Consider the following 12,499-nt stretch of genomic DNA (forward strand, 5'->3'; position numbering starts at 1 on the left):
TCGCCTCTCAGCCGCCCACCGGCACCCCCGCCTCCAGGTTGAGCACGGTGGCCCGCTCGCGCGCCCGCAGCGCCCAGCGCAGCCGGGTGAGCCGGACCGGAGGCAGCATGGAGGCGGCCTCGTCCTCCGTGGCGAAGCGCCAGCCGCGCAGCTCCGCGCCGGGCAGCAGCAGGCGCTCGGCGTCGGCGGCGGGCAGCCGCCCGCCGTCGAAGAGCAGTCGCAGACCGCCGTATCCGGGCGGCAGCGGCGGCTCCCAGTCGACGACCAGGAGCCTGGGCACCACCGGGAGCCGCAGGCCGAGCTCCTCGGCGACCTCCCGCATACCGGCCCGGGCGGGCGGCTCGCCGGGCTCGACGACCCCGCCGGGGAACTCCCAGCCCGGCTTGTAGGTCGGGTCGACCAGCAGCACCCGGTCGTCCTCGTCGAAGAGCAGCACGCCCGCGGCGAGGGTCTCGGCGGTGGGCTCCGGGGTCTGCACGATGTCGCAGGAGCCGGCGCCATCCCGTATCGCCTCGGCGATCCGCTCGGCCGTCGTGCGGGGGCTCAGCCCCGCGGTTTCGACGACGTGGGCGTCCGCCGTGAGCCAGGGCAGTGCCTCGCGGTACGCGGGCAGGTGGTCCAGGCACCAGGCGCGCACCCCGGCGCTGGCCTCGGTGTCGCCGGGGATGTCGGCGCGCTGCTCGATCCGCGCACGCAGAACCGTTTCCTCACTGTGCAGCAGCACGTGCCGCACGGTGATCCTGCGGGCCGCGAGCCCGCCGAAGATCTCGTCCCGGTACTCCTGCCGCAGGAGGGTCATCGGCACGACCAGCGGACCGCCGCCGATCTCCGCGAGCAGCGCGGCGGCCGTGTCGACGACCAGTCGCCGCCACGCGGGCAGTTCCTGGTAGTCGGAGACCTCGCCCAGCCGCTTCTCCGGGAGCATCAGCCGCAGTCCGCTGCCGATGAGTTCCGGATCGTAGAGCACGCTGCCCGGCAGCAGTTCGAGCAGTTCGCGTGCCGCAGTGGTCTTCCCCGCGCCGAACGTGCCGTTGAGCCAGACGATCACGGTGCCCCCTCTTCCGTAGCCCGGTAGCCCCCTACGAATTGCCCGGATCATCGGCGTCGGCAAACGCGCAGACCCGGCCATCGGCGCATACCGGTGGCTTCGGCACCCGCGAAACCTGTGGTCAGCCCTTGTTCGCCCCCAGTGTCAGTCCGGCGATGAACTGCCTCTGCAGCAGCATGAACACCAGCACGGTCGGCAGTGCCACCAGCACCGACCCGGCCGCCAGCAGGTTGTAGTCGGTGAAGAACTGGCCCCGCAGGTTGTTCAGCGCGGAGGTCACCGGCAGCTTGTCGCCGTCGGAGATGAACACCAGGGCCCACAGGAAGTCGTTGTACATCCAAGTGAACTGGAGCGTGGCCAGTGCCGCGAGCGCCGGCCGGCACAGCGGCAGAGTGATCCGCCAGTACTGCGTCCACACCCCGGCGCCGTCGACCACCGCCGCCTCCAGGATCTCCAGCGGCAGTGTCCGCATGAAGTTGGCCAGCACGAAGACGCAGAAGCCGATCTGGAACGCCACCTGGACGGAGATGACGGCCCAGTACGAGTCGTACATCGACATCGAGTCGGACATCCGGTACGGCAGCGGGATGCGGTTGAACAGGACGTACAGCGGCGTCACGATGACCTGCTGGGGCAGCAGGTTGCCCGCGGTGAACATGACCAGCAGGAAGACCCGCCCGCGCAGCCGCAGCCTGGCGATCGCGAAGGCCACGAAGGAGGCGAAGAACAGCGCGATCAGCACCCCCGGCACGGCGATGATCAGCGAGTTGAGGAAATACCTGCTCATCCCCGACTCGGAGAAGGCCTGGCGGTAGTAGTCGAACGACAGGTGGTGCGGCAGCGAGAAGTAGCCGTCCCGCGCGGTCTCCTCGTACGGCCTCAGGGAGGCGTAGACGGCCAGCAGCAGCGGTGCCAGGAAGGCGAGCGAGACGACGATCAGGAAGGTGTGCAGGCCCAGCCGCGCCGGTCGCACCCGCAGGGCCCGGACCGCCGTTCCCTGCGGCTCGTGGCGCCCCGGCCGCTCCCCGGTGGGCCGTGCGGTGGCGGCGACGGTCATGACTTCCTCTCCTCGCGCAGCTCCTGCACCAGATACGTGACGATGAAGCCCAGGGAGACGGTGAGCAGGACGACCGCGATGGCCGAGCCGAAGCCGATCCGGCTCGCCTCGCCGATGATGTTGTCGGTGACGAGCACGCTCAGCAGTTCCAGGCCGTTGCGGCCCTTGTTGACGGCGTAGACGATGTCGAAGGCCCGCAGCGCCTCGATGACGGTGATGACGCCGACGATGACGTTCACGGGCCGCAGGGTGGGCAGTACGACCCGGAAGAAGGTCTGCACCTCGTTGGCCCCGTCGATCGCCGCGGCCTCCTTGAGCGAGGTGTCCACGGACTTCAGTCCGGCCAGGTAGAGGATCATGACGTAGCCGGTGTGCCGCCAGCCCGCCGCCAGCAGGATCATCCAGATGTTCAGCGACGGGTCGCCCAGCCAGTCCGTGGGGTTCCCGGTGTCGCCCAGGACGGCGTTGAGGGCGCCCTGGTCCCGTGAGAAGACCAGCTGCGCGATGAAGCCCACGATCGCGAGCGAGAGCACGACCGGCAGGTAGAGCGTGCTCTGGTAGAAGCGGCTGAAGCGGATCCGCTTGTCGAGCAGGACGGCCAGGAAGAGGCCGAAGGGCGTGGCGACCAGTCCCAGGAAGGCCAGCCAGAGCAGGTTGTGCCGCACGGCCGGCCAGAACGGCGGATAGTCGGTGAAGAGGGAGTCGTAGTTCTTCAGGCCCACCCACCTGATCTCCCCGATGCCGTCCCACGAGGTGAAGGACAGGCATACGGAGGCCAGCGTCGGTCCCCAGATCAGGGCCACGTCGAGCAGGACGGGTATCCCCAGCAGCACGCCGACGACGGCGAGGTCGCGGGAGGTCAGCCTCCGCGGTCCCCGCCGCCGGGCCCGCCGCGCGTCGGGCTGCGGCACAGGCGCTCTCCTAGTCCTCGGTCGGTCGGTGTCGTCCCGGTCCTTCCGCGCCCGGCGCTACTCCGCGGCGAAGATGTCCTTTTTCTGCGACTCGATCCGCTTCAGCAGTCCGTCGATGTCGTTCGGGTCGCTGATGAAGCTCTGGATCGCCTGGATCATGACCGTGGAGGCGAAGTCCGGGCGGGTGTCGCGGTCGAGGAACTGGGAGATGTTCTTGGCCCCGGAGACGAGTTCGACGGCCTTCTTCTGCAGCGGCGTGTACGTGGAGGTGTCGGCGCCGTCGTTGACCGCGACGTTGTTCGGGTCGCTCGCCAGATACGCCTGTTCCGCGGCCGGGGTGGCGAGGAAGGTGAGCAGGTCCTTGGACCCCTCCTTGTCGCGCGCCTTCCGCGACATCAGGAATCCGTCGATCGGCGCCTCGACGGTGTCCTGCCCGAACCGCGGATCGATCTCCGGGAAGGGGAAGAAGTCGAGGTCGTCGCGGTCGCTCTCGGCGAACTGCTGGCCCGGGTGGGGCAGTCCGAAGACCGCCATGCCGGTCTTCTTCTGCGCCAGGCTCTGCGCCGCCTCCTGCCAGGTGCGGCCGTTGGCCCCCTTGTCGTGGTACGGCATCAGCCCGCGCCACAGGTCGAAGACCTGCTTGACCTTGGGGTCGGTCCAGGACTCCTTGCCGGCCATCAGCGAGACGTGGAAGTCGTAGCCGTTGGCCCGCACATTGAGGTAGTCGAAGGTGCCCATCGCGGGCCAGCCGTCCTTGTCGCCGAAGGCGAAGGGGACGATGCCGTCCTTCTGCATCCTCCGGGCCAGTGCCCGGTATTCGTCGAAGGTCTTGGGGACCTCGTAGCCGTGCTGCTGGAAGACGCTCTTCCGGTGGAATACGGCCCAGGGGTAGTAGTACAGCGGCACGAAGTACTGCTTGCCGTCCTCGCCCGTGGACTGGGCCTTCAGCGCGTCGGAGAAACCGTCGAAGCCCTTCCAGAGGTCGCTGATGTCGGCCAGCAGACCCTTCTGCGCGAAGAACTGCATGCGGTATCCGGCGAACCACATGAACACGTCGTCCGGGTGGCCCTGCAGATAGCGGTTGATGTTCTCCTGGAAGGTGTTGTGGTCGACGGTGTTGACCTTGACCTTCTTCTTGGACTTCTTCTCGTATGCCGCGAAGACGTCCGCGTACGCCTTGCGCGGCACCGCGTCCGAGGCGTTGGACCCGAGCGTGATCGCACCGCTGTCACCCGGGCCGCCGCCGCACGCGGCGAGCAGGGAGGGAAGGGCGACGGCGCCGGCTCCGAGAGCCGCGCCGCGCAGCAAGGTCCGGCGGGAGAGCCGGTGTGCTGCTGTTGCGTCGTTACGGGCGGCGGTGCCGCTTGTCGATGTCTGCGCCATGTGCTGCTCCTCAAAGGGTGCAACTGAACACAACCGAACGCGAGCGTGAGTGATCTCACTCCCCGGCACCCTGCCTGTCAAGGGCCCTGACGATATATCGAACAATTGTTATGAGGCTTCCAACAATCCCGAACATCATCTAACGCAAGCGACCGCACTTGCGGCGATTGCCCTCCCTCCACGGGACTCGCCTGCCTCGCCCACCGCGACGAGCACCCCGTCGCCCTGTTCCAGACCTACGACCCCCTCCCCGACTCGGGGGGCGAGTGCTACGACGTCCAGCCCGGCAACTTCGGCGTGCACCCGCTCCCGGGCGTCGGCTTCACCCTCGCCCCGGGATCGACAAGCCCGAGAAGCGGGCCCGTCCGGCCTTCGTGGGCCGTGCCCGCCGGGCGGCCGTCCCCGGCTGAGGACCCCCGCCCGCTCCCCGTGGGCGGACGGCCTGGTCGGCGCGGACGCCGGCCGCTGCGGCGTCCACGCCTCGGCCCGGACCCCGATCCGTGCCTACCGCCCCGCGTCCAGCCAGGTCAGGTACCAGGTGCGGAAGTCCGGCCCGGGCGTCAGCCCGGCCCAGTCGGGATCGTCCAGCCACACCTGCCCGGCGCAGGGCCCGGTGACGACGAGCCGGGCGCACACGCCGCAGCCGGCCTCCGCGACGACCAGGGTCCCCGTGACCGGGTAGTCCGTGCGGCCGCCGCCCCGGCCTCGGCCGGGGCAGGCCTCGGTGTGGGGGAACGGTGACGCGAGGAACCCCGGCCGCCGGCCCTCCGCCCGCAGGTCGTGCGCCGCGTCGTCCTCGTCCAGCGGGTCCGCGAGCCGGTACAGCCCGTAGTACGGGCCCGCGCCGCCGTCGGCGACATCCGTGAGGAATGCGCGGTAGGACGCGGGCAGCACGACGCCATACGTCCGTTCGAGGGAATGAACCGCCTCTTCCGTGAGGGGCGGGTGCAGCGCATAGCCGTGTTCCCGGGCGCCGAATCGCACGCGCCCGGAGTCCCGCGCCGCGAGGGCGGCCAGGCGCTCGCGCACCAGGACGCCGTCCCATGCCGCGCCCCGGGCGGCCTGGGACTGACGCCCTGCCGGGAACGACTCCACGACCGCGGCCCCTCGCCGGCTAGCCGCCGGTCGCGAAGGCCTCGAGACCCAGCGCCTGGGCCGCGGCGGCGGCCGCGCCGACCAGGCCCGCGTCCGTACCGAGCACGGCGGGCGCGACCTTCACGCCGGAGGCGAAGGAGAGCGTGGCGTACCGGCGCAGATGCGAGCGCAGGGGGTCGAAGAGCAGCGGCCCGGCGCCCGCGACACCGCCGCCGATCACCGCGACCTCGATCTCCACCAGTGTGGCCGTCGCGGCGATACCCGCGGCCAGCGCCTGCGCGGCGCGGTCGTACGAGGCCAGGGCGAGCGCATCGCCCTCCCGGGCGGCGCGGGCGACGGCGGCCGCGTCGGACTCCTCCCCGTGCGCCGGACGCCAGCCGGACTCGAGGGCGCGCCGCACGATGTTGGGCCCGCTGGCCAGGCGCTCGACGCAGCCCCGGCTGCCGCAGGGGCACACGTCCCCGTCCAGGTCGACGCTGATGTGGCCGATGTGCCCGGCGTTGCCCGTCGGGCCGGGGTGCAGTTTCCCGCCCAGGACCAGGCCGCCGCCGACTCCCGTCGACACCACCATGCACAGCGCGTTGTCGTGCCCCCGGGCGGCGCCCTGCCAGTGCTCGGCCGCGGTGATCGCCATGCCGTCGCCGGTCAGCACGACCGGCAGTCCGCCGACCCGCTCGCCGACCTCCGCCACCAGCGGGAAGTCCCGCCAGCCGGCGATGTTGACCGGACTCACCATGCCGCGCGAGGTGTCGATCGGCCCGGCGCTGCCGATGCCCACGGCGACGGCACGCGGCCAGCCCGCGGACTCCCGCAGTCCGGCCAGCACCTCGGCGACCGCCCGCATGACCGTCGCGGCGTCCCGGTCGGCGGGCGTCGGACGCTGCACGCGTACGAGCAACTCGCCGCGGGCGTCGACCAGGGCGCCCGCGATCTTCGTGCCGCCGATGTCCAGTGCGGCGACCAACGGGCCGGGGCCGGCGGCACCCGACGGCGGGACGATGGACTCGGCAGAGCTCTCGAACGGCATGGGCGTAGTGTCGCCCTTTGTTGACAACGTTGTCCAGCCCATAGGATCACGCCGTGACCGATATTCCGCGCACCGCCCGCCCCACCATGAAGGATGTCGCGGCCCGGGCCGGTGTCGGCCTGAAGACAGTATCGCGTGTCGTGAACGAGGAACCGGGCGTCACCGAGGACACGATCTCCCGTGTCCAGGCGGCCATCGAGGCCCTCGGATTCCGCCGCAACGACAGCGCGCGGCTGCTCCGCAAGGGCCGTACGGCCAGCATCGGGCTGGTCCTCGAGGACCTCGCCGACCCCTTCTACTCACCCCTCAGCCGCGCCGTCGAGGACCTGGCCCGCGCGCACTCGACACTGCTGTTCACCGGATCGAGTGCCGAGGACGCCGACCGCGAACAGGAACTGGTGCTCGCGTTCTGCGCCCGCCGTGTCGACGGGCTGGTGATCGTGCCCGCCAGCGAGGACCACCGCTACCTAGAGCCCGAGATCGCGGCAGGCGTCGCCACCGTCTTCGTCGACCGCCCCGCGGGCGGGATCGACGCCGACGTGGTCCTCAGCGACAACGCCGGGGGCACCCGCGAGGGCGTCGCCCACCTCATCGCAGGCGGGCACCGGCGCATCGGCTTCATCGGCGACCTGCCCCGCATCCACACCGCGGCCGAACGTCTGCGGGGGTACCGGGAGGCCATGGCCGCCGCCGGGCTCCCCGTTCACGACGGCTGGGTCTCCTGCGGGACCACGGCCCCCGACCGCGTCCGCGCCGCCGTCGAGGCCATGCTCAGCGGCCCGGAGCCGGTCACCGCCCTCTTCACCGGCAACAACCGGATCACCGTGACCGCGGTCAGGGTGCTCGCCGACCGGCCCAGCGTGGTCGCGCTCGTCGGCTTCGACGACTTCGAGCTCGCCGACCTGCTCCGTCCGGCGGTCACCGTCGTCGCCCAGGACCCGGGGCAGTTGGGCCGCACCGCGGCCGGCCTGCTCTTCCAGCGCCTCGACGGCGCCTCCGGCGCCCCCAAGCGGGTCGAACTCCCCTGCCGCCTGATCCCGCGCGGCTCGGGCGAGCTCCCACCGGTGCCGTAGCGGCGCGGCGCCCCGTCAGGGCGGCTGGTCCTCGACCAGGCCGCAGCTGAAGGCGAATGCCTCCAGGCAGCGGTGCCGGTCCGGCCCGGCCGCGGCCAGGTCCTCGAGCACCCGCAGAAACACCCGGCGCGCTGACGGGGCGGCAGGTCGCGGAGCGTCCACCCCACGCTCTCCGCCGTCCGCACCGCGACGTCGGGGGCGACCTCGTCGTCCCTCAAGAACAGACCGGCACTGTCACCAACGTGTCGGCCGGGTACATCTAGACGCAGGACGGGCACAGCCCGCGGTAGGTGACCTCGACCTCGGACACCGTGAAGCCGAAACGCTCGTCCGCCGGGAGGTCGGCCAGCGGATCGCCGGTCGGGTGGACGTCGCGCACGGCGCCGCAGCGGGAGCACACCAGGTGCTGGTGCGGACGGTGCGCGTTGGGGTCGTAGCGCTTGGCGCGACCGTCGGTGGAGACCTCTATGACTTCGCCGAGGGAGACCAGCTCGCCCAGGGTGTTGTAGACGGTCGCCCGGGAGATCTCCGGGAGCAGCCGTGCCGCACGGGCGTGCACCTCGTCGGCCGTGAGATGCACATGGTCGCCGTCGAGGACCTCCGCAACGACACGCCGCTGGGACGTCATACGCCAGCCGCGCCCTCTCAGCCGCTCCAGCAGGTCACTCATATCGGTTCACCTATTCAGGCTCGAGGGGACATCCGGAATTTAGCAGTGGACGCGTCCGGGTTCTGATTGCATATGGAATTGACGCTCTTCTTGACTTGGACTGCGTCCATCGTAGGATCGGTTCCGGCGCCAGCCAAGGGACAGGAAGACTCCGGTACGGCAGAAGAGAGAGACGTGACGGGACCACCGAGCAGCTGCGCGGTGCCGCCTGGAAACGACGGGCACCCGCGTCGCGCTGCCGGAGGCGGTCCGGGACGGTCTCTCCCCGTCACGTCGCGGGTGGGTCCCTCCGAGCGTCCACCTCGGCTGAGCCGTGCGCCCCGGCGCACCCTGCCCGACCACGTCCGACGACCACGGCCTCCCGGGACCTCCCGATCGACGAGGCCGGGGGCGTCCCCCGGGGCCTGCGCCCCGACCGTTTTGCCGCCCGCAGTCCTGAGCACCGCGACCCGCCGGGTCCGGAAGGATTCCCATGTCTGAGAACCACGAAGCAATCGTCACAGACGCCAAGACGGAGGGCGCAGGTGGCTGCCCGGTCGCGCACGGGCGAGCGCCGCACCCGACCCAGGGGGGCGGAAACCGGCAGTGGTGGCCGGACCGGCTCAATCTGAAGATCCTCGCCAAGAACCCCGCCGTGGCGAACCCGCTCGGCGAGGAGTTCGACTACGCCGCGGCGTTCACCGCCCTCGACCTCCAGGCCGTGAAGCGGGACATCGCCGAGGTGCTCACCACGTCGCAGGACTGGTGGCCCGCCGACTTCGGCCACTACGGCCCGTTCATGATCCGCATGGCGTGGCACAGCGCGGGCACCTACCGGATCAGCGACGGCCGCGGCGGCGCCGGCGCCGGTCAGCAGCGCTTCGCGCCGCTCAACAGCTGGCCGGACAACGGGAACCTCGACAAGGCCCGCCGCCTGCTGTGGCCGGTCAAGAAGAAGTACGGCCAGAGCCTGTCGTGGGCCGACCTCATGATCCTCACCGGCAACGTCGCCCTGGAGTCGATGGGCTTCAAGACCTTCGGCTTCGCCGGCGGGCGCACCGACGTCTGGGAGCCCGACGAGGACGTCTACTGGGGCCCCGAGACCACCTGGCTCGGCGACGAGCGCTACACCGGCGACCGGGAGCTGGAGAACCCCCTCGGCGCCGTCCAGATGGGCCTCATCTACGTCAACCCCGAGGGCCCCAACGGCACCCCGGACCCGCTGGCCGCGGCCCGCGACATCCGTGAGACCTTCCGCCGGATGGCGATGAACGACGAGGAGACGGTCGCCCTGATCGCGGGCGGTCACACCTTCGGCAAGACCCACGGCGCCGGCCCGGCGGACAACGTCGGCCCCGACCCCGAGGCCGCCCCGCTGGAGGAGCAGGGCCTCGGCTGGAAGAGCACCTACCGCACCGGCAAGGGCGCCGACGCAATCACCAGCGGCCTCGAGGTCACGTGGACCAGCACCCCGACCCGGTGGGGCATGGGCTTCTTCGAGAACCTGTTCCGCTACGAGTGGGAGCTGACCACGAGCCCCGCCGGCGCGCACCAGTGGGTGGCGAAGGACGGCGCCGGCGCGGGCACCATCCCCGACGCCCACGACCCGTCGAAGAGCCAGGCCCCGACGATGCTGACCACCGACCTGTCGCTCCGGTTGGACCCGGCCTACGAGCAGATCTCGCGGCGCTTCCTGGCGAACCCCGACGAGTTCGCGGACGCCTTCGCCCGCGCCTGGTACAAGCTGACCCACCGCGACATGGGCCCGATCGTGCGCTACCTCGGCCCCGAGGTCCCGTCCGAGGTCCTGCTCTGGCAGGACCCGCTGCCCGAGGTGACCCACGAGCTCGTCGGCGCCGACGACGTCGCCGCCCTCAAGGACCGGATCCTCGCCTCCGGCCTGTCGGTGTCCCAGCTCGTCTCCACCGCGTGGGCCTCCGCCTCGTCCTTCCGGGGCAGCGACAAGCGCGGCGGCGCCAACGGCGCCCGCATCCGCCTCCAGCCGCAGGCCGGCTGGGAGGTCAACGAGCCCGACGAGCTGGCCTCGGTGCTGCGCACCCTCGAGGGCATCCAGCAGGACTTCAACGCCGGCCAGACCGGCGGCAAGCAGATCTCGCTCGCGGACCTGATCGTCCTCGCCGGCGGCGCGGCCGTCGAGAAGGCCGCCAAGGACGCCGGCTTCGACGTCCGGGTGCCCTTCGCCGCGGGCCGCGCGGACGCCGCGCAGGAGCAGACCGACGTGGAGTCGTTCGCCGCTCTGGAGCCGACCTCGGACGGCTTCCGCAACTACCTCGGCAAGGGCAACCGGCTGCCCGCCGAGTACCTGCTGCTGGACCGGGCGAACCTGCTGACCCTGAGCGCCCCCGAGCTGACGGTCCTCGTCGGCGGTCTGCGCGTCCTGGGCGCGAACTACCAGCAGTCCTCGCTCGGCGTCTTCACCTCGACCCCCGGTTCGCTGACCAACGACTTCTTCGTCAATCTGCTCGACCTGGGCACGACGTGGAAGGCGACGTCCGAGGACGCGAACACCTTCGAGGGCCGCGACGCCGCCACGGGCGAGGTCAAGTGGACCGGCAGCCGTGTCGACCTCGTCTTCGGCTCGAACTCCGAGCTGCGCGCGGTCGCGGAGGTCTACGCGAGCGACGACGCGAAGGAGAAGTTCGTGAACGACTTCGTCGCGGCATGGGCCAAGGTCATGGACCTCGACCGGTTCGACCTCGTCTGATCGTTCGCCGTTCGCGTTGAGACGTCCGGGCCGGCCCTCGCGGGCCGGCCCGGACGTCTTTTGCCGGACGGCCTCAGGCGCCGACGCCTCTGCCCGCGAGGGCGTCGAGGTCGGCACGGGCCAGACCGGTGGCCGCGGAGACCTCGGCGAAGTCCACGGCGCCGCAGTCGAGTCCGCGCGACAGGTAGCCGCTCAGGGCCCTGGCGGTGGCGGGCTCGTCCATGATGTCGCCGCCGGACTTGGCGACGTACGCGGCGAGCCGGGCGGCCGCCGCGTCGAGACCCTCGCGGTAGAAGGCGTAGACCGCGGCGTAGCGCGTGGGCAGCTGGGCGGGATGCATGTCCCAGCCCTGGTAGTAGGCGCGTGCCAGGGAGCGGCGGACCAGTCCGTAGTGGAGCCGCCAGGCCTCGTGGACCTGGGAGCGCGGGCCCACGGGCAGCACATTCGTGGCGCCGTCGGAGAGCCGGACGCCCGTTCCGGCGGCCGCCACCTGCATGACGGCCTTGGCGTGGTCGGCGACCGGGTGGTCCATGGACTGGTACGCCGCACTGACCCCGCACGCGGCGCTGTAGTCGAAGGTGCCGTAGTGCAGCCCGGTGGCACGGCCCTCGGCGGCGTCGATGAGGCGGGCGACGGTGGCCGTGCCGTCCGGGCCGAGGATCGACTGGGTGGTCTCGATCTGGATCTCGAAGCCGATCCGGCCGGGGCCGAGCCCGCGCGCCTGCTCGAACTCCTCGACGAGCCGCACCATGGCCGTCACCTGCTGCGGGAACGTCACCTTGGGCAGGGTCAGCACCAGCCCGTCCGGCAGGCCGCCGGCCTCCATCAGGCCGGTCAGGAAGATGTCGAGGGTGCGGATGCCGCGGTCGCGCACGGCGGCCTCCATGCACTTCATGCGGATGCCGGCGTACGGCGGCGCGGTCCCGTCCGCGACAGCGGCGGCCAGGAGGCGGGCGGCGCGCGCGGCCGCCGCGTCCTCCTCGGCGTCGGGCCGGGGGCCGTAACCGTCCTCGAAGTCGATGCGCAGGTCCTCGACGGGTTCACGCCGCAGCTTGGCGCGTACGCGGTCGTGGACCGGGGCGGCGAGTGCGGGCGGCAGACCGAGCACTCCGGCCAGGGTCTCCGCGTCGGGAGCGTGCTCGTCGAGGGTGGCGAGGGCGCGGTCGCCCCAGGTGCGCACGGTGTCGGCGGCGAAGGCGTCGGCGGGGACGTAGACGGTGTGCACGGGCTGCCGGGTGCCGGGGTCCCCGGGGTAGCGGCGGGCGAGTTCGGCGTCGACGGCGGCGAGCGAGGCGCCGATGTCGTGCCGGATCGCGTCGCCGAGCGATGTGCGGGCCGTCTCGTTCTGCGCCATCTGCCACCCTCCCGAACTTCAACAAACCGTTGAAGGGAAGCTAACGCCCTCTCCGTCACAGCGTCAACGATCCCGGGAACAGCGGAGCCCCGCGGTGCCGGTGGGGGCGTCGCGGGGCTCCGGGGCGTGCCGGGACGGGGTCAGCCCTTGCGGGCGGTGACCTCCTCGGTCAGCTGC

At 71.5% G+C, this 12,499-nt stretch carries 10 protein-coding genes and 1 pseudogene; 3 read left to right on the plus strand and 8 right to left on the minus strand.

What is annotated here, in order from left to right; genetic code table 11:
* Positions 1-7: 7 nt before the first annotated feature.
* From ACWDAS_RS24580 to ACWDAS_RS24595, 4 genes are all read right to left on the minus strand, one after another.
* Entirely contained in the window at positions 8-1,048 is a 1,041-nt protein-coding gene (locus tag ACWDAS_RS24580) for an NUDIX hydrolase (protein ID WP_450394623.1), read from the minus strand.
* Positions 1,049-1,169: 121 nt separating this feature from the next.
* Positions 1,170-2,105, minus strand: a complete 936-nt coding sequence (locus ACWDAS_RS24585; protein ID WP_450394626.1) for a carbohydrate ABC transporter permease — start codon at positions 2,103-2,105, stop codon at positions 1,170-1,172.
* Positions 2,102-3,016: a carbohydrate ABC transporter permease gene (locus ACWDAS_RS24590; RefSeq protein ID WP_450394627.1), complete on the minus strand. Its 915-nt coding sequence runs from the start codon at positions 3,014-3,016 to the stop codon at positions 2,102-2,104. Before ACWDAS_RS24590 ends, ACWDAS_RS24585 begins: the two co-directional genes overlap by 4 nt.
* 57 nt (positions 3,017-3,073) lie before the next feature.
* Positions 3,074-4,399 carry an ABC transporter substrate-binding protein gene (locus tag ACWDAS_RS24595; RefSeq protein WP_450394628.1) on the minus strand — a complete coding sequence of 442 codons (1,326 nt, stop codon included), beginning with the start codon at positions 4,397-4,399 and terminating at the stop codon, positions 3,074-3,076.
* A gap of 198 nt (positions 4,400-4,597) precedes the next feature.
* On the opposite strand from ACWDAS_RS24595, the pseudogene ACWDAS_RS24600 reads away from it, so the two are divergent.
* Positions 4,598-4,702, plus strand: a pseudogene (locus ACWDAS_RS24600) (GNAT family N-acetyltransferase); the annotation flags it as partial.
* Positions 4,703-4,903: 201 nt separating this feature from the next.
* Here ACWDAS_RS24600 and ACWDAS_RS24605 read toward each other — a convergent pair.
* Positions 4,904-5,494 carry an SMI1/KNR4 family protein gene (locus ACWDAS_RS24605; RefSeq protein WP_450394629.1) on the minus strand — a complete coding sequence of 197 codons (591 nt, stop codon included), beginning with the start codon at positions 5,492-5,494 and terminating at the stop codon, positions 4,904-4,906.
* A 19-nt stretch (positions 5,495-5,513) separates the two neighbouring features.
* Positions 5,514-6,521 carry an ROK family protein gene (locus tag ACWDAS_RS24610; RefSeq protein WP_450394631.1) on the minus strand — a complete coding sequence of 336 codons (1,008 nt, stop codon included), beginning with the start codon at positions 6,519-6,521 and terminating at the stop codon, positions 5,514-5,516.
* 86 nt (positions 6,522-6,607) lie between these two features.
* Between ACWDAS_RS24610 and ACWDAS_RS24615 the strand changes: the two genes are divergently transcribed.
* A complete protein-coding gene (locus ACWDAS_RS24615) occupies positions 6,608-7,594 on the plus strand; it encodes a LacI family DNA-binding transcriptional regulator (RefSeq protein WP_450394649.1) in 987 nt (328 codons plus the stop codon).
* Positions 7,595-7,853: 259 nt separating this feature from the next.
* Here the strand turns inward: ACWDAS_RS24615 and ACWDAS_RS24620 are convergent, their stop codons facing one another.
* On the minus strand, positions 7,854-8,264 hold the full coding sequence (locus tag ACWDAS_RS24620) for a Fur family transcriptional regulator (protein WP_450394633.1): 411 nt from the start codon (positions 8,262-8,264) through the stop codon (positions 7,854-7,856).
* 472 nt (positions 8,265-8,736) lie between these two features.
* Here ACWDAS_RS24620 and katG point away from each other — a divergent pair, with 472 nt between their 5' ends.
* Entirely contained in the window at positions 8,737-10,968 is a 2,232-nt protein-coding gene (gene katG, locus ACWDAS_RS24625; RefSeq protein ID WP_450394635.1) for a catalase/peroxidase HPI, read from the plus strand.
* Between the two features lie 73 nt (positions 10,969-11,041).
* Here katG and ACWDAS_RS24630 read toward each other — a convergent pair whose 3' ends face one another.
* The gene (locus tag ACWDAS_RS24630) at positions 11,042-12,322 is read right to left on the minus strand and encodes a DUF6986 family protein (protein WP_450394638.1); all 1,281 of its coding nucleotides are present in this window, start codon (positions 12,320-12,322) and stop codon (positions 11,042-11,044) included.
* Positions 12,323-12,499 lie beyond the last annotated feature (177 nt).

Source organism: Streptomyces sp. NPDC001070 (genome assembly GCF_053598835.1).